The sequence below is a fragment of the Streptomyces sp. NTD91 genome (assembly GCF_059510455.1).
Genome location: NZ_JCAJZW010000008.1, coordinates 129,073 through 147,861 on the forward strand (window position 1 = coordinate 129,073; position 18,789 = coordinate 147,861).

Annotated in this window: 5 protein-coding genes; all 5 read right to left on the reverse strand. The window is 67.0% G+C overall.

Annotated features, from left to right (window positions below):
* Window positions 1–148: 148 nt before the first annotated feature.
* Entirely contained in the window at window positions 149–6,253 is a 6,105-nt protein-coding gene (locus AC5WRT_RS12115; protein WP_496100214.1) for a hypothetical protein, read from the reverse strand.
* 114 nt (window positions 6,254–6,367) lie between these two features.
* Window positions 6,368–8,692 (reverse strand): hypothetical protein, encoded by a 2,325-nt coding sequence (locus AC5WRT_RS12120; protein WP_496093169.1) that lies wholly within the window; start codon window positions 8,690–8,692, stop codon window positions 6,368–6,370.
* Window positions 8,689–14,613: a DEAD/DEAH box helicase gene (locus AC5WRT_RS12125; RefSeq protein ID WP_496100215.1), complete on the reverse strand. Its 5,925-nt coding sequence runs from the start codon at window positions 14,611–14,613 to the stop codon at window positions 8,689–8,691. Before AC5WRT_RS12125 ends, AC5WRT_RS12120 begins: the two co-directional genes overlap by 4 nt.
* 429 nt (window positions 14,614–15,042) lie before the next feature.
* A complete protein-coding gene (locus tag AC5WRT_RS12130; RefSeq protein WP_496093168.1) occupies window positions 15,043–15,894 on the reverse strand; it encodes an ISAs1 family transposase in 852 nt (283 codons plus the stop codon).
* A gap of 187 nt (window positions 15,895–16,081) precedes the next feature.
* Window positions 16,082–18,463 carry a TniQ family protein gene (locus AC5WRT_RS12135; protein WP_496093167.1) on the reverse strand — a complete coding sequence of 794 codons (2,382 nt, stop codon included), beginning with the start codon at window positions 18,461–18,463 and terminating at the stop codon, window positions 16,082–16,084.
* Between the last annotated feature and the right edge of the window lie 326 nt (window positions 18,464–18,789).

The window sequence follows — 18,789 nt, forward strand, 5'->3', positions numbered from 1 at the left end:
ATCTCTGTCATCCGGCGGTTGTGGCCGCCCCCGAGTGGGCGACGTCGCGATGAGCCTCGCACTCGGAAAGCCGGCCGGTGAGAGCAGCGCAGGCCATCAGGGCCATGGGGGCCGGATCCGTGTCACGGCCCCCACGCCTTGATCATTCCTAGGAGCCTAGGGTGCCGAGCGCCGCGTGGAGCACCCGCTCGACGCGCAGGCGGGTGTCGTCCCTGTCGAAGGCCTGGAGGGTTTCCAGGCAGGTGAGGGCCCACCGTGCGTCTTCCTCAGTGAGACCGGCGAGCTCAGCCGCGGTCACACAGTCGCCTTCGGGGTTCCATCCGGCGCCGAGTTCTTCGACCACAGCTTCGTAGCCACGCCTGACCAGGTCGTCCTCACCGTCCGTGTCGGTCAGGGTGTCCTGCGCAAGGCCCACAGCATCGACGAACTCTCGTGCGTTCTCCTTGCGGGTCAGCCACTTCTCCAGCTCTTCCAGGGCGTTGTCCTGATCCCTGTGCTGGTCGCGCAGGTCCAGGACCTTGTCCAGCAGGAACGGCCAGCCTCCGGTGATCGCAGCTAGCTTGGTCAGCCGCTCCTCCGTCTCGTAGGCGCTGTGTTGCTGCGTCCAGTCCCTCAGGCCACGCCGGTCGTAGCGACGCAGCACCACCACGGTGTCGTCGTCCCCTCCGGCCGTCTCAGGGGCGGTGAGCAGGTCGCGCCAGAAGCCGAGCTGTTCGGGGCTCGACACCAGGACCACCGATCGGGTCGCCTCCGCGACGGTGGGCAGTATCGTCCTGGCCTGTTCGAGCGACTGCCGACAAGACTTGTCACTGCCCAGCGCGAGGTCGCTGATGAGCAGGCGTCGTTCTCTGGCTTGGCCCGCTGCGAGTTGCTTGCGATAGGTGTTGGCATTGCCGATCGGTGGCAGGATCCAGCCGGCCACCCGGCCCGTCGCGTCCCGCAGAGTGCGCTCCACGTCCCCAATGCCCGTCGCGCGAGTGCCGAGGACGACACGAACCTGGTTCCTCCGCTCACCGAGCAGGTAGTCGACCTGGTTGATCGTCAGCGGTGCGGACCGGCGCCCGTCGTCGAGGCCAGGGCGGCTCTCCAAGACGACGGCCTCCTCCAGACGGTACTCCCGCTCGGCACCCAGGAGGCGTGCCTCGATCTCCTGAGCGGTGCCGATCATGCGCAGGGCATTCGGTCCGCGCAGGTGCCAGCCCTGTCCATCGTGGTTCGGTGCGAGGACGCCGAGGCCCACCATCTCCTGCAGATAGGCCCGGAAACCCTCGCTGTCCAGTTTGTCGAAGCCCTGCGGCCACCAACCGGCGCACTCGTCGCGCAGTTCCCGGTCGCTGAGCCTGGTCTCCAGGCCGTTGTCGCGAGCGTGCTGGGCAAGGACGTTGGCCACGACGTTGTAGCGGTCGTCGAGGGCCAGAGTGTCCTTGAAGGCCGCCGTGATGTCGGAGCGCAGAGATGCATCCTGCTCCACTGCATCCACGTCGGCCGCCTCGATCGTGTAGGGCGGGGGAAGCAGCGGCTGCCGTGCCCGCTTGTCCTGCATGACCTGCACCATCCGGCTGCCGAAGATCTGCAGCAAGAAGGGCTGGTACGAGCAGAATCCCAGGACCCTGTTGACGAGGTCGACGTCCTCGAACTCGAATCCCAGGGCCCGCATCGGGTGGACGATCAGATCGGCGGCGAACTGCGGCGTGAGCGGTCCGACGACGGTCGGTGTCTGGGCGAGGTGGCTGAATGGTCCGTTCCTGGCAAGGCGGGTGAAGCGCTGCACGGAGTGCAAACCGGCGAAAACGACCTTCGCTCGGCCACGTGAGTCGTCACCCAGGCCGCGCAGCCGGCGGGTCTCCGTGCACTCGGGTACGTCGGCCTCAAAGAACCGGTCGCACTCGTCGAGGAGGATGAGCAGCCGCCGATCGGAGTCCTGATCCAGCCAAGTGGCGATGCCCTCCGTGACCCGTTGCCACGGCTCCGACTTCGGGCCTCTGCGACGGGGCTCCTCGAGGACGCCTTCCTTGGTCAGCTCCTGGTCCAGCGTGTTCCAGATGACCGCGGCGCCAAGAGCGGTGCCCTTGCCGATGCCGATCTTGTCGAGGTTCAAGTAGAGCTTGCGGTGCGATCCGGGGCGCTGCTCCACGAACCGGTCGCCCGCGTCGGCGAGCAGCGCCGACTTTCCTAGCCCGCGGCCGCCGTAGATGATCTGCGTCCCGGCCGGGTCGAGAATGCTCTTGCGTTCGCGATCACGTCCGTAGAACATCTCACGGCCGATCTGTCCCCGCTTCTCCTTGATGTACGGGTTCACTCCGGAGAAGGGCAGAAGCATCTCGGTGGCGGCGTCGACCCGCCTATTGCCGTGCGCGGTGAGGTAGGCCAGTGCCGCGTCGTCGACCACGAGAATGGGCTTGCCGCCCTGCGAGGCGCAGGCTAGTTCGGTGCGCGTCCTGCTGTCGATGGTGCCGAAGTGCACGACGAGTAGGCTGCTTTCGTCGGGATCCTGGGAGATGCGGCTGATTAGCAGTTTCGCCGCCGGACGTCCCCAGATGAGCAGGGCGCGCAGCTTGTTGCCGCGGTCCTTGATCTGCGAGCCGAAGGCAGGCGCCCAGGCCCTGCCGGTGACTTCCGTCTCGGCGAGCTCGAAGAAGCGATAGTCGTTGCCGTACCGCAGCTCACGCAAAGGCAGGGCTTTCCTCGCCTCGAAGCCGAGCAGGGACAAAGCCGGGATCAAGTCCACCCGCGGATTGATGTTGGCTCGGTCACGGGTCGAGGCCAGTTTCGCCCAGCGTTCGAGGGCGTCGGCGGCTCGCTCGGCTGCGCCCTCGGACAGGACCGAGTAGTCCAGCACCGCCGACTCGTACAGTTGTCTGCGGGACCGGACAGCCTCAATCATGTCGGGGGTGACACCTCCGGGCAGGGCGTCGGGCACGGCGGGGAAGAACATCTCCAGGTGCGAGTCCTCGGCCCTGATCTCCGGGACCGACTCGCCCAGTTCGAGGAAGTAGACCAGTTCCGCGGCGGTGGCCAGACTGTCTGTGTCCAGATTGTGCAGAACGCGCCTGCGATCGTCTTGGCTGACTGCCGGCAGGGCAGTGAGCCGCGCCCGGAGCCGGTCCGCGGCCTCCTTGCGGTGGTGCGGAATCAGCTCGGCCAGCCGGTCCAGGTTGCGCCGGATCACCGACAGCTCACGCGGTGAACCGCTCTCCGTTTGGGGTGCGGAGTCGGCAAGAAGTTCCTGGAGGTTGACGTCCTGCTCGTCGGTCAGGGCACCGTCCGCCTGGGCTCGGCGAAGTTCCGCCCCGAGTGCCCGTGCCTTTTCAGCGAGCACGCGGTGCCGCTCCTTCTCCGTCTGCACGAGGCGGGCGAGGCGGTCACCGGATGATTCCAGGGCGTGGCCCGCGGGCAGGACCCCCCGCTCCGCGAGATTCAGGAGCGTACGTACGGCAGTGAAGCCGTCCCGCGCGGTCTGAAAGCCGATCGCCTCCTCCCACGTCCGGTCCACGGCCGCGATCAGGGCGGGCACGGTGGGAACCGTGCCAGGCCAGTCCGGCAGCTTGTACAGCTCGACGTCCAACAACTCCGAGACGTCAGTCTCGATCGCGTGAAGCGCCGGGGACATACCCGAGTCGAGTTCGTCGAAGACTTCTGTGAACATCTCCTCGGAGGCAGCGGCAGCAGCTCTCGCTACAGGACGGGACCGCTGACCGGCGGACGCCAGGTCGCTCATGGCGCCCTTGCGCAGTCCCAGGAGGGACAGTCTCAGGCCAGCCACCGAGTCCGCGGCCCATGCCGTCTCCTCGGATCGCGCGCTCCCCAGCTCCCGCTGGATCATGTTCCATTCCCACACGGCGGCGCGCACACGTTCCAGGAACTGACGCACATTGTTGCGCCCGGACCCGTGGATGACGCGTCCGCCTGTGCCGCGTAGCTCGCCGTCCATCCGGTCGATCTCGTCCTCGAGGTGCGCTGTCCGCTCGAGCCGCTGCAGCAGGGCGTCGGCACGGTCCGAAGCGTCGGCGGAGCCGTTGACGATGGACGTCAGGACGCTGCCCAACAAGCCGCTCGGCAGCAGCCACTGCTTCACCATCTGGGAGGCCCGCTGAAACCGCATCCGAGGTGCTACCAGCAGGTTCCGGCATGACTCGACCGCGTCCTGGAGTCGGTTCTCGGTCTGCGACACGTCGGCGACGACGGTGTGCAGCGGCGCCAGGACCAGCGCACTGTTCAGGGTGCGTTCGGCCACCTCAGCGGCCACCTTCTGGAGGGTGCCAGGCAGATGCGGGGAGAGTGCTCTGAGCTGAGCGCCGATGACCGGTGCCCCGGTCACCAACGCCGCCTTCACGATGACTGGCAGCAGGAGCAGTTCCAGTCCGCCTGCCGCGACGCCCTCCTGCGCGTCCCATTCGCGCAGCGAGTCCTCGACGAACCGTGCGGTCCCTTCGGAGCGCGGGTTCAGCAACGCCGATGCGGCGGACAGGCGCAGCACCGCGGATTCTGCCCGCGGTCGGCCTGCCGCGCTGGACAGCTGAGCGGCGAGCCCGAAGCGCCTCTCGGTGATGAGGCGAGCAAGGATCAGCTCGACGTCCTCCAGGTGACCGGCCAAACCAATCTCCGGGCTGGACGCGGCGTCCGCACCGGCAACGGCCGGCGGCAAGTCGACGTCGGGGCGGAGGACCGTCTCGGTGGAGGATGCCTTCTTCATGAGGTCGGCCACGTGCCACTCAGACCGTGAAGCCGACGGTACGGGCTCCTCGGCCGTGGCGGAGCCGGAATCACGCGAGGTGATGGCCAAGCCCCCGTCCCTCTCTGCCGCGGGCCGGTCGGCGTCTGCGGTGCCAGACTCGTTCGCTGGACCCGTCTCCGGCACTACCGTGCCCCGCCGGTCCCGCCTCTCCGCGCTATCGGTAGGCCCTTCGGCCACCGTCTGTTGCGTGGTTGCCAGCTCCTGGGAGGGCATCATCGTGATCTGGTCGTGCAGCACGGCAGCCACGGCGTACGGGGGGTGGGCCAGGGACAACTGCTGCTGAATCTCGACGAGCGTCTGCTGGGAGGCTTGTTCGTCCTTCACTTCGACGAGGCGCACCAACAGGGTGAGGAAGTCGGCGCAGGCATCGTCCTGCTCGTCCCATTGCAGCTTGGCAAGGAGGCCTTCGGCACGCTGCCTGGCATCCGCGATCACGCCCGCCACTGCGCTGTCCGGCTGGCAGCCGAGGGTGAGAACTGTGGCGAGGGCTCTGCGGGTCCCGTCCTTTTTCTCGTTTCGCTCCACAGTCGCGTGGAAGGCGTCGACAACCGCGAGGACATCATCGAGACGATCGGGGACGTCAGTGAGGCCGGTTTCAGCGAGCCTCGTTCGGGCGCAGGCGAAAGCCTGCTCGACCGCGGCAAGGGTTTCCAGATCGGGAGCGGCCGGCGGACGTCCGTCCTGTAGCGAGAGCCGCACGCGATCGGCGGCGTCTTGCGCCTGGCCGACCGCGCTCACTAATTCTTCCCTAAGGAAACCGAGGTTCTGGAGCGTGATCCGATCCACGGGCGGGTTCTGCGCCTGGTCCTCTTCGACCACATTGTGAGGTTGACGAGGCGTCGGTGCGACAGCGGTCTCCGGACTCCCTCCCGCGAGCTCGACCTCGGTCTTCCCCTTCACGTCGTCGCCGTCGCCGTCCTCGTCGAACGCGGTGCCGGGATGGTAGTCCGGAGCCGCATCGACGATCCGCTGCGCCGCCGCGCGCACTGCCTCTCGGGCGTCGTCGTCCGCCTCCGTCCCATACCAGTCCTGTTCAGCGGCCCGTACGAGGAGGTGTGCGTCGAAGACCGACGCCTGGGTCCGGGAGAAGAGCGCAAGGCGGATCAGCCGGGCACCCCACCGATCGACAGGGTTACCACTGCGGCGGTCTGGGATGTGTCCCATGGCCTCGCGAACGATGTCGGCCACAATGCGGTTGGTGAGGTGCGATGCGGCATGGCACCGCTCCACGGCCGGTTCCCGCCGCTGCATCCGCCTGAGAACCTGTTCACTCAGCGCCTGACCGAAACGACGTGGTACGACCCTGCGGAACCCGAGGGTTCGCATGATCGCCTGCCGGTCCCTTGTGTCGAGGGAGTTGAGCGCGAGGCCCGTCTCTTCGACGGTGAGTTGCATTAGGGCTTTGTCCACGACCGGACCGAGCCTGTCGAGGCTCGAGGCCAACTCTTTGAGGAGATCGATGGGTACGCCTGGGGGCGACAACGGGGCTTCTGTGACCACCGCATAGCTGAGGCTCATTCTGTGTCCGACTTCTTCGTCAATGTACTGGGTGGTGTGTGAAGGCCAGTGCGGCAACGGCGCGAGCATGACGCGGCCAGTGCTGCGTGGGCGGCTCCGGCAATGTGTGGCCCGTCAGCGCCGTCGGGAGTGCGGTGTGACGAAGGTGTAGCCGCGGGGCAGCTCCCACCCGTCGGCCTTTCCGACGTGACGGCAGTGCTCTCGGTAGGCAGCGCGCTGGACGTCGCTCGGTTCCCGGCCTGCGGGCAGTCTTCGCAGGAAGCCGTGAACGACGTACTCGACGCCTGTGCTCTGAGGAATTCCACCGCCTCCTCCCCCCGGCCGCGGTGCGACCACAGGTCGGGGCGCATAGCCCACCAGAGGGATCCGGTGCTCGCCGTCGCGGGCGGGGTGGTGGGGTTCACCGTCTGCGCCGCGGCTCCCGGCCGCCGCATACAGGTGCCGTTCGGCGAGCAGTTCCTCCACGGCCCGCTCCACCGCGGTGACCTGGTGGGGTGAGGGTGAGGCGTCATAGATTCCACGGGGCAGTGCGTCGCGGTCGAGCAGGGCATGTCCGTCGGGTGTGAGCCGGCCGAAGCGGCGTACGGCGCGCAGCACCAGTTGCCTGTCGTCCAAGCCGGCGGACGAATCAACGTCCCGGGTGCTTCCCGGAGCACTGTCTCGGGTTAGCACCTGTGGGTCGTACTGGTGGGTGACGAGCTGTCCGTCGATGTCGACAGGCTCCTCCAGTTCGAGTGTGAAAAGCCTGAAGACTGTGCTCCCACGGGGCCATTGGAGCCGTAGGCGGAGTCCCGGGAAGAAGTCGATGGGCCACTGAACGTCGCGGAGCATGCCGACCTCTCCGACGAGGTCCAAAGTGACCTCCTGCACTTCCTCGAAGGGATCGATCATGCCGCCGGGGTGGTGTATCTCCAGCCGTACGCGGACGGCGTCCGGACCGAGGTAAGCGAGTGCGCCCCGGACCATCCGGTTCAGCGGAATCCTGTCCTCCATGAGATGGGCAAGGCGCAACGGCTGCTGCCAGCAGAGTTCGCTGTCGTCGATCCGAAGGAAGTTCCGGAGACCGATCTCCTCCTCATCGGTGAGGGGGGTGTCGGCGAGGGGAGCATCGACCGGCGGAATGTCGGCAGATTGCTCATCTTGCGGGATGCTGTGCGGAGGGAGGCTGGCGGTCCGGTTCACCGGCGGGTTCACCGCCTCGCGCCAACCGCGCCCTGCCGGGACCAGGGGGTCGCCCCCGTCCATCTCCTCCGAACCCGGGTAGTGGGAGCGCCAGATTCCGCCGTTCTCGAAGCTGTCGTCCAGGGTGATTCTTACGTCGCTGCCGCCGCGCAGGCCATTGTCGGTGTCGCCGCGGAGAAAGTCCTTCACGGCGAGGTTGGCCCGGCAGACCGAGACCGCGTACTCCGTTCCGGTCAGCAGCGGTTCGGCGCCTGCCACCCTGCGCAGCCAGGGGGCGATCGCCGTGTACACGGTCCGCGAGCCGCTCAAACCGCGACGGCGACGAGTGCTTGGGGTGACCGCACGTTCCAGGGAGCCCACAAGGTCGTACAGATCCGATCCTCCCAGCGGTCCGTCCTGGCGGAGACCGGACCCAATGCGTTCGCGAGTCAGCGCGTAGTGGCCCCAACCACGCACACCGTCGGTGGTGTGCAGAGCGTGAGCGATCACGTCCATCAATCCCGTGAGGGCGGACCGCAGACGCTCCTCGTCGCTGCCGTCCGCCAGGTGGGCGACGGATACGGGGACGAGTGGGCTCAGGAGCGATTCCAGCTGGTGTTTGAGGAGGTAGTCGACAAAGGCCGCCGTGTCGTCAAGTGCTGCATCGTACGGGGTGGCGTAGCGGGAGTCGACCAGGACGTGGCCGTCCTCGTCGAGCCACTTCCCGCGGGCACGCAACCTCTTGAGCTTCGTGTCGTCGAGCTGGAGCGCGGGTCCGAAGGCCGTGAGATCGGGGACGAGGAGTTCTCTACGGACGACTGTCTCTGCCTCCTGCTCCTGGGGGCCCTGTGCACCGGCCGGGGCTCCAGATACCCAGGACGGCACCTCACCGCCTTCCCCGATGACGGGATGGTGGCCCTCCTTGTAGACAATCTCTGCGTACAGCGGGTCGGAGCCCGTTTCGATGCGGACGAGGGCTCCGACGGGGCGTGCCGCCACCTCGTTCCCCAGGGTCAGGGTGGGGAAGTCGTCGAGCTCGAAGGGGCCGTTGCCATAGCCCTCACCGCCGAGTTCGTAACCGAAGTACGCAGCGTTGAAGGCGACCGTCGTGTGTACTGGACAGCAGCGGTCGGCGATGACCGCCTCCAGGTAGCGGCGCAGCCGGGCCAACTCATCGGGAGGTGTGGTCTGGTGCCCGCCGGTCATGGCCGGGGTGAGCACGGGGTGGTCGTCGTACGGGCGCCAGACGCCGACCCCGCCGCTGATGATCGCGGTCACGCCTCGCCCTCCCTCCGCGCGATAGAGGGCAGTGCGTGTCGTGCCGGACGGATCACACGCCAGAGGCCGTCCGGTCCCCCTGTGACGGCTCCGCCCTCGGCCAGGCGCGCCAGACTGTCGTCAACCGCAGCGTAGGGGAGGTCCGCGCGGCCTCCGAAGTGACGGCTGTCCCGTATGGCCTTGGGCAGAGAGACCATCTTTCGGCTCCTCGGATGGTAAGAGGATTCGTCACCGCGTAGCGCGTGCCACAGGCGTCGGGGGTGCATGCCCTGCGGCTGGAGCTGCAGCAACCGGTGGATCTGGATGTCGACGCGCTGGTCGCGGTGGGCCGTGTCGGTGCGGCCGCCGCCACGGAGGGCCGGACTGTAGAAGGCCTCTGCCACGGCGGGGCGCCGTTCGTCCACGGGCTGGTTGCCCGTGTCCCAGCAAGCGGAGCATCGGCAGGCGGCAGTGGCACAGCAGCCCTCGGGGAGGTCGCTGACGCCGAAGTAGTCGGCGAAGAGCCGCGAGGCGCAAACGGTGGTCGCGTCGAAGAAACGCCTCAACTCCGTTAGTTCCTCTGCGGCTCGGCTGCCGCGCCGGTGGAGTAGCGGAAGGTAGCCGTCGGGCAGGGTGCGCCTGTGCACCGTGAGGCCGGTGACCAAGCGGCGGCTTGGTGCTGCCGAAACGTCCAGGAGACCGCGGTCATGGAGGTCGGCGAGGAGCTCCCAGGTCGCCGCGGGTCCGTCGACGACAGACCGGTAGCCGGGGCAGCGGACGGCGAGTTCCCGATCGAGAGCCTGGACGTCGACCCTTCGCGGCGTGCCCCACGACAGGGCGATGTCGACGACGGCCTGCTCGATCCGTACCGGCTCGGCTTCACGCCCGTCGGGCTGGCCTGCCGGGGCGTCGGTCGGTCGCACTTCGGGTCGCACAGGGCGCAGGTCGCCGGGCTTGATCGCACAGTGCGGCGGGTGGTCGCCGAGGTCCCCGACGGCTCCGAGGTCGGCGAGAGCCCCGAAAGCCCGCATCACGCCGCTGCGGTACCGGTCCTGGGTGTACCGGTCCTGCAGTTCGGACTCGCTCAGGTGGCCGGTGACAGCGTCCTCAGCCATGAGAATCTCGGCCAGCCGCACCGGGTCGAATGTCCCGCCGTGCTGCGCAAGGACGAGCGTGCCCATGCGCCTCAGCAGGGAGGAGGGCAGTTCCTGGCCGGTCATGAAGCGGACCATGCGTATCCCCCGGCTCGTGACTAGGGCGAGACCGCTGTTGACCGGGGTGGGGGCAGCCGTCCCCGGGCGTGCGGCGTCCCGCCCTGCCCGGCCGATCTGCTGGTACAGAGCTGCCAGGTCGGTGGGCGGGGACGCGCACATCACAGTCCGCACGTCGGGCCTGTTGACCCCGAGTCCGAACGCGGAGGTGGCCACGATGACCAGGAGTACGAACCCCTCGTCTCCCTCGCGCGGGGCCTCCCGGAACTCGTTCATGACGGCCGCCTTTTCCGCCTCGGTGAGACGACCGTGGAACCGCAGGATGCGCACTCCGGCGTCACCGACGTACTCGCGCAGGTGCGTGTAGAGGGTGTTGACCTCCTTGACGGTGAGGCAGTACAGGATGGCGTGGCCTTCCAGGGCGTCGATGACGCGCTCGGCCAGGGCCGCCACGCCACCCTGTCCCGGTCGGTCCAGGGAACGGCGGAAGACCGCGAGTTCGGGCCGAATCGGGTTCTCACGTACGGTCAGAAGTCCGCCGACGACTCCGAGGTGATCTGCCTCAGCGGCTGCCTGGGCCGAGTTCTGTGCGGGAACCTCCGCAGGCAAGGCGAACAGTCCTTCGCGGAGTGCCTCGTGAACAGCCCTGTTGGCGGTGGCCGTCACCGCCGTGACAGCCACCCCGTGGTCCCGGCGCAACTCGTCCAGGAACCGGCTGACCCGGCGCATGCTGGGGCGGAAGTCCTCCCACTGTGCCAGTGTGTGCGCCTCGTCGACGGCGATCCGGGTCACCCTGCCGGCTGCGGCGGCGGCCCGCACGATCTCGCGAAAGCGCCGCTGGCACAGGCGTTCCGGGCTGACGTACACGAGGCGGATCCCGTGCTCGGCGCGGCCGAGGAACTGGTCCGCGACCTCGGTCTTGCCGGCTCTGCTACTGGACTCCCGCAACGGGGAAATCAACGCACGGACTGCTCCGCCGATGGTCCGGTTGAGTTCGAGGGCCTGATCGTGCATAAGAGCTACAAGCGGGCTCACGATCACGGTGACACCAGGAAGGACCAGGGCGGGGAGCTGGAACGTGAAGCTCTTGCCGAACCCGGTAGGGAGCAGCCCAAGGACGTTGCGGCCCTCGGCCACCGCGGTGATGACAGTCTGCTGGGCGGGCTTGAGGGGCACTGGTTCATCGGAGAAGCCGAGCAAACCACCGATCCGCGCGCAGCGTTCCAGCACCTCCTCGGCAAGCAGGTCCTTTTCGCGCAGCCGGTGGGCCTCTTCGGGAGTCAGCTCCAGTTCCCGGATGCGGCGGGTGTACGGGAGGAGGGTGTGTTGGTCGAGTGCCTTCTCGGTGCACAGCTCGGCGGCCCGCGCCGGGTCCAGGAGCCCCTGTGCGGCCATGAACTCCCAGATTCGGCGCCAACCTTCGGCCATGGTGGTGACGTTGCCACCGCCAATCTCGCCGTTATCCACGTCGGGGCGCTGCAGCCCCTCGTCGAGGCTGCCGAGGAAGGCGCGCCGGTAAGAGCGGCGCAAGCTGCTGTGTCCTCCGAGTTTGCGGTCGCTGATGATCACGACTCCACGGTGTCGGTCGGACCGGATGAGTCGGCCGACCGCCTGCCGGAGCTGAAGAGCGGCGAGTGGCAGGTAGTAGTGCTCAGTAGCTGCGCCCTCCGGGTCGGGGTGGCCGGCCTGTGCGGCCCGTTCGGCCACGGCCGCGCGGCGAGCTTCGATGATCGGTGCGGCGAACGGTGCGAAGGGGAGTTTGTTGATCCAGACGAGGTTCAGGCGTGCAGCGTCGGAGACATCGACGCCCTGCCATAGCCCCTTGGTCCCGACGAGGAAACCGCCACCGTCCCGCCGGTCGGTGAACGCCTGATAGGCACGGCCGTTGCCTAGGGTGAGCGCTTCGACGACCGGGATGTTCAGGCCACGGGAGCGCACTTCCTCCACGAGATGGCAGCCGATGCCGGCGGCGGTCGAACGGGCCGTGGTGAGGATCATCCCTCCGCCGTCGAAGCCGTTGCCGTCCGGTCGTGCCCGGGTCATCTCGGCGGCGAATCCGGCCACCTGATGGGCCACAGTGCGCAGTGCGCCCTCCTCCTGTTCTGCCCAGGACGGGAAGTCGGTGAAGCACACCACTTCGGCCTGGGTGCTCAGGTCGAACGGGGAGGGCAGGGTGAGGGCCGGCATGTCGCCTGACAACCCCAGCCTGCTGAGGACGAAGTCCCACTTCCCCTCGACGCGGAGGGTCGCCGAAACGTAGTGGACGCGATCGAACGAGTCCAGGTAGCGCCGCCACTCCGGGTCAGCGGGCAAGTCGATGGGGCTGGTGGCAATGCGGAACCGGTAGGAGCGCAGCTCCGACTTCGGTTCGGCCAGCTCCTCCAGGTGGACGACGCGGGAGGGAAGCTCCTCGTCCAGCGTGCCAACGGGGTCGAGGAAGTCGCCAAGGTCGGCTGTGATCCGGCCGAGGGACGTGCTGAGGCTGTCGGTGTGCAGGGCGAGCGCGTTCAGTCGCTCGCTGACCAGTGGGTCGAGGTGGGCGGTGTGCTGGGCAACGTACCGCTCCAGGGTGATGCGGCAGGTCACCAACGTCTTGGCGATGCGCTCCAGCAGGAGTGACAGCCGCCGGGTGTCCCGGGTGCCGGAGGTACCCGTGTGGGGCCCGGCGAGCGTGGTCGCCCGGTTGCCGATCCGTACGCCCACTCCCTTGGCCTGCACGTCGAAGGCCTGGGCCGCAAGCCTGGGTAGCCGTTCGTCGTCCAGCAACCGTTCCAGTTCCGAGGTTGCAGCCACGGCCTGGTCCCGCTCCGGGCCGTGACGTGCCTCCGTGACCCATGTGTGGTGCTCAGCCAGCACCTCTTCGAGGTCCTGGTAGTCAACCGCGACGGTCAGCGCGGTGGTGGCAGCGTTCTCAAGCTCGTGCGCCTCGTCGAGGAAGAGGAGTACGCCCGGGCCAGCGGCGCGCAGGTCGTCCAGGTGAGAGAGAACCAAGGCGTGATTGGCAAGGATGAGACGGTGGCTACCGATGGCCTCCCGAACTGTGTTCGTGTGCGCGGTGAGGGGGTTGCCCATGGCGGGGCCGTAATCGCCGTCACGCTGAGACAACGACTCCAGCCAGAAGGGGAGCGCACGGCCCATGTAGTCGCTGCAGAAGGCGGGCAGGTCCACCGGGTCGACGGACCTCGCCGTCCAGGACCGCGGGGGTTCCTTGGAGGCGATCAAGCGCAAGGCGAGGAGGACAACGAGCTCGCGGAAGCGGAGATCCCGCGTCTGACGGGCTCGGCCGCGGGGCGCGCGCCCTCGCGTGGCCTCCGCAAGGGCCTTGGTGAGGGCAGCGAGGGAGAGCCGGTTGGACTGCCCTTTGACCAGGTCGGTGACTTCTAGGAGACCGGGCAGCGCCCGTTCCAGGTCCTGGATGTCCTTCGCCATCTGGGTCTGGAGCTGCTTGGTGTAGGTGGCGATGACCGCCGTACGGCCTGCCTCACCAGCGAGCCAGTCAAGAGCGGCGGCGAGCACCGCGTAACTCTTGCCGGTGCCGGTGGGCGCTTCCAGCAGCCCGCTGACTCCGTCGTCGGTCCACTGGTGCAGCGTCGCCGTCATGCGCTGTTGGACAGGCCGCGGTTCGACGTGAGGACCGTGCACGACACGAGCCAGAGCGGTCGGGTCGACCCTACCGTCGGTCCCCCGGAGCACGTCTGGGACGACGACGGCCCCATGGCCCGGCATCCGACCGTCAGGGTTTCGGCGCGGTGGGTGCTGCGCGATCTCCGCGCTGAGCAAGCGGGCCACGTGCGCCTGCTCCCAGACGAGGGGTTCCCGTGCGGCGGCCCGCTCTCCTTCGGTGAGTTCCCGCAACAGCCGCCAAGCGTCGGATTCGGGGCACACGTCGGCGACAAGGGCGCGCAGCTCAGGTGCCTTTTCCGAGAGCTCGGCGGCGGCCCGCTCAAGGAGACGGACGAGCAGAATCGCGTCACCGTCTGCGGTGTGTGCCCGCAGTCCAGCCTCAGAATGACCAAGCATCGAGGCCAGGTCCTGAAGCCGGTGAGAGGAAGCCGTCGGCCACATCGCGTGGGCAAGGTACAACGTGTCAACGCACCGTACGGCGGCGAGTGGGTCCTCCGCGCCTGCCTCCGTTGCCGCCTGGCTGACGACCGGGAAGTCCAGCGCTGTGCCGTTGTGAGCCACGACGACATCTGCGTCTGTGAGGAAGGCACGCAGCTCCGTCCACGCCTGGCGCGCTGAAATGCCCCGGTCCAGCACGGCGTCCCGAGCATCGCCGTCCCGCAGTTCATCGCTGTCACCCGGGAACCGGAGGTATCGCTGCCAGCGGGGACCGGCCGCGACCCAGTCCCGATCCGCGCCGAACCTCACGGCCGCCGCGTCGTACACATGACGTTGCACGTACGGCGCTGTGGCGGTAGTGCGCACGACGCTCTCGATGTCCAGCGCGATGGCCCGGAGAACGGGCGTCCTGGGGGGCAGTACATCACCGCAGTCCATGGAGTCTGAGGGCTGCGAACGGTTGAGGGGCCGCACACCGTCCGAAGGCTTCGTGCCACTCGTTGACGGCCGCACGCCCAGCGAATCCTCCTGCTGGACGACCGAAATGAGGCGGCGGCTATCCACGCGCAGCAAGCCTCCAGCGACGGCCTCGGCTATCAGCTTGGCCAGCCGCTGCTCAGGCAGCCCCCGAAACCGACGGGTCGCCTCCGTGACGAGGTCTCGTTCCAAGATCCCGGACGGTAGGTCCCGCACGAGTTCCGCGATCCGCCGCGCCGCGCCGGAGATCTCTTGGGCCCCACCCATGAACAACCCTCCCCTGCTGCACTCCTGACGGGCGCTCTGCCAGTGCGCCCACCAGAAGCCCGCCCCCTCCCCAGGGGGCCAAGGCACATGCCTCCGGCACCATTTATGACATCTTCATCCGACAGAGTTAAGCCCCTGGGCTTGTCGAATATTTGATCAATTACCCGGAGGTCCCACTGGGTCCCACACAGCCATCCGGCCCGAACTTCTGCGGGGCCGTTCCTGCGAGGTTTGTTGAAGGCAGGAGCGTGTCACGCCAGCAACGATTGATGAAACCTTTCACGAGTGGATGTTGCGCTCACACCCCCCAGGGGGTGGGTCATGGAGTTCGGTTTTCGTGTTGGTTTGCCAGGGCTAAGGATGCGCGTCTCCACGCGTGGCGTCAGGACCTCCATCGGTCCACGCATGGCGAGGATCAGTGCGGGCAGTGGCCTTGGCGATGTTGTCTGCTCCCAGGATGGCCAGGTTCCGCAAAGCGGCCATCGCCCGCGGCGCGCTGCCGGTGTGAACGGTGGAGGCATACCCGGCAAACACCACATCTCTGACATGATGGCTAGAATTTTCGATTCCCCAGTACCCATGGACGTATCCGCCCAAGTCAGCAGGGCTCGCCTGGTGGGTGTCGAGGCTGGTGCCGGCATAGACCGTCTCCCGGGTCTGCCGCTTGCCGCTCTCCTGGCGGCGCCGGTGGGTGCGCAAGGCCAGCCGTGCTTCCGGGAAGGCGATCCCGCCCAGGTTGGCCGCGATGGACATGGCCTTGACCGAGCGGGATTCCCTCCGACCGTGTCCGGTCCCGGAGACGGTGTGCGCCACGGGCGCCTGCTCCCACGGCAGGGCTTTGACATGGGCCGACGCGGTCCGCTGATTTCCCTTGATCACCACGAAGTAGTGGGCCTTCTTCTCCTGCACCAGCCACCTGCTCCTTGACACTACGCAGGGCGTCGAAGGTGGCCACGGCGCCGGCCAGATCGAGGGTTTCAGCAGCGGGCGGAAGGCGGCCGTCTCGTTGGTCTTGGCCCCCACCTCCCGCTGGGCCAGTGTGATGGTGGGGGCGTGGGTGACGGCAGACAGCAGGTGTCGGTGGCGCTGAGTTCGGTGCGCGGAGCCGGACAGCGCCTTGCCGTCCACCACGATCGGCGGCCGCGGCACCGAGCCGGTGGTGCCAACGTCGGTGTGGTCGCGTTCGGCCAGGTAGGCGCCGATCACGGCGTCCAGGGCATGCCGTCGAGGGCGGCCAGGAACCGGGTGAGGGTGGCATGGGATGGGGCGCGTCGACGTCCGGGCAGGTGGCGGCGGATTCCGGGGACGCGCTCAGGGGTAGTCCAGCGCGGTGGCAGGCTTCGAGCGTCTATGGAGAGCCGGCTTCCAAATTAGTTTGGCGGAAATCCGGAGATCAGCGCCGTCTGCGCTCTCTCTTGCCTGCGCGCGCGCTCACGGCATCGATGGCGTGTCGCGACCAGTCCAGGTCACCCTGGCTTCCAGTCGCGTCACGGAGCAGTTGACGCAGTTCCGTCCACACATGAGCTTCGGACCACTCGATGAACCTCTGGAGAGCGGTTAGGCCCGAGAGCCCGAATCCGGATGGGAGTAGTAACCACGCGCAGCCTGAAGTCGAAGCGAACACAATCGCGGCCAGAGCCTCTCGATTGCCGATGCGTCGGGATGTCGCCTTGCGTGCCTGGTCGGATGCCGACGGGACCACGCGTTGGAACAGCTCCCACAGATGGTCCGGCGCCATCTGCCCTACGGGGTCCGCCAACTCACAAACCGTACGGTTCAGTGTTGCAAGACGTGACGTCCAATCGAAATTCGCCTGTGCCCCCTCCTCCTGGATGTCACCAGCGGCTACAGCCTCTTCGTCACGGATGACCTCACGCACTGAGACCACCGGTTCATGGTTCTGGTCACAAGAAGTCGCGAGGCGTTCGGCATACAAGTGAAGTCGCCGACGCAGCCTCAGGCTTGGTCCTCTCGCTCCGTTGCCCATCCGGTACAGGAGTGCACAGAGCGCCCGCGTATCCTCGCCAGACTCCCGAAGGTCGAGCACTGCCGGACTGTGCATGCGCTCTCCTTCAGTCACTTCAGCCCAGACTAGGGCCGATCCCATTGTCGGGCTCGCCAGCTCTCTTAGTCTCTCCAGTCCAGGAAGCCCGTCGCTCATGGTGAGCCAGTCGTCCAGCGGCAGACGCCAGAAAGCCAAGCATCTGCGCCTGTTGGCATAGTCGATACGTTGAGAAGTTGTGTCCAGGTATTTCGCGATCTGTCCGACAGCCTCTTCGAAAGCTGGCCAAAGGCAGAGCGACTCCAGGTGGCGCCCGAGGTGTTTAAGGGTACTTCGAGCAAGATCCGGTTGCATGCCCACCACTGGTGCGCAGTCGTCCCAAGTGGCGCCTGATTTCAATTCGGCAAGCCGCAGCGAGGCGGCCCGCCGGAGGTGCCGTTCGATCGTGGTGCTAAGGCGCGGCAGGCACTCAATGAATTCGGCAAAGTGCTGATCGAACCACGTCCGAGGCAGGAACGACGGGACCTCTTCGACTCGGAAGTGGTGTTGACGCGAGAGGGCGGCTCTCAAATCGGCTCGAACAGGCAGCCTATGGATGCGCCACGTGGTGGCCCGGGCCAGAGTCGGTGAGATGTCGGTGCTTCTACAGATACCACCGGCGTAGCTCCTTGCCCGGCGGTACGCCTCCCGAGCTAAGGGCTGTACGCGGGGCCGTAGCGTAAGGAGTTCACGATTTCCCAGCGCCACATCTGCGGCCGCGAGGAGAGCTCCACACAGTGCGGATTCACTAGGGGCGATTTTCGCTCCGCGATTATTAGCCGCTTTTTGCTGCTTGTTCTGTTGCTTAGCGGTGATCTGAGCAAGCAAAGGTTCCACATACCCTTGCACGAGGCCTTCCAGACGGGCGGATGGAAGGAATTCGGCACCCAGAGGCCACGTCAACTTGATCAGCTGAGCGGTTGCGATCAGATCCGAGAAATAGTACCCGTCAGGCGCGGCGCTCGCATTCCGGGCTTGGTCTTGTGGCGAGAGGTACTCCAAGATGCGCTGCTGCAGGGCAAGGAGATGATCCAGATCACTGGCTGCCAGAGCGGGTTCAGAATTTTGGCTAGCGCGGTCAAGTCGCGTCCCGCACAGCACACTTTGGGTCCGCTCGGCGCAGTGGAGCAGATCCCCCCTCCTACGAGGAAGAGTGTTACGGCACTGCAAGGGGTGCAATCCGGCCATTCTAGAATTCATAATCAAGCTGTTCCGCGTGCCGCCCGCAACCTCAAGCGGTTGACAGCACGCCGGGCAGAGGTGTTCCAGCAGACGCCGATGTTGTACGCAGGCGAAGATGACCGGCAGATGCCACACTGACTGCCAGGCTCCCCCCAAGGCTTCTTCAACAGCGGTGCCGTCGCCTCGCAGGCATTCAGGGCAGTATCGGCCGGAGTCAGCGACAGCCCAATTGACTGCGGCACTGTTGCCGATACCTCTGCCGTGCGCCCGGATCCTGTTCAGCGGCGGATACGTCTGAGCGAATCTCCTCAAGGTCAGAGCATCGGCTTCGCGCTCTGTCAGGCGCGCGGTTAAGGCGAACTCCCGCATGACTCCTTCAGGCATGACCCGAAGGTAAGCGTGGGCGATCCGGCGATGTCGCGACGCCAGTCCGACCAACTCAGCGACCCGGGCAGGAGAGCGCTCAAGCCGGTATGCGGTGCGAAGCAAAAATCCGGGCAGCGACTCCCCTTTCAGGGGCGTCAGACTACGCGGGAGCTGTTGGGGCGCCACGCTGCTAGTCTCTCCCTTCTGGCTTGGACAACGGGTCTGCTAGTGCCGCAGTCAAACGGGCCAGCTTCCAACGTGTCTCTCCATCAAACCGACCTTCACTCATACGAGGGAACTGTGCGAGGAAGGCTCTCCGGTGTCAGGTTGATCATCCCTGTCGTCGTATTGCTCTGAGCGGTTCAGGTCGACGCGCGAGGGAGCAGCACGCGCTGTATTCCGTGGGAATCAGGGGAACCTTCAGCCGTATTCGGCATCTTCGCCATCAGGGGAACTTGTGTGGTCCGATGCGTGCGCGTCGCCGAGCGGCTCGGCCCCTCGCTCAGCCGGTC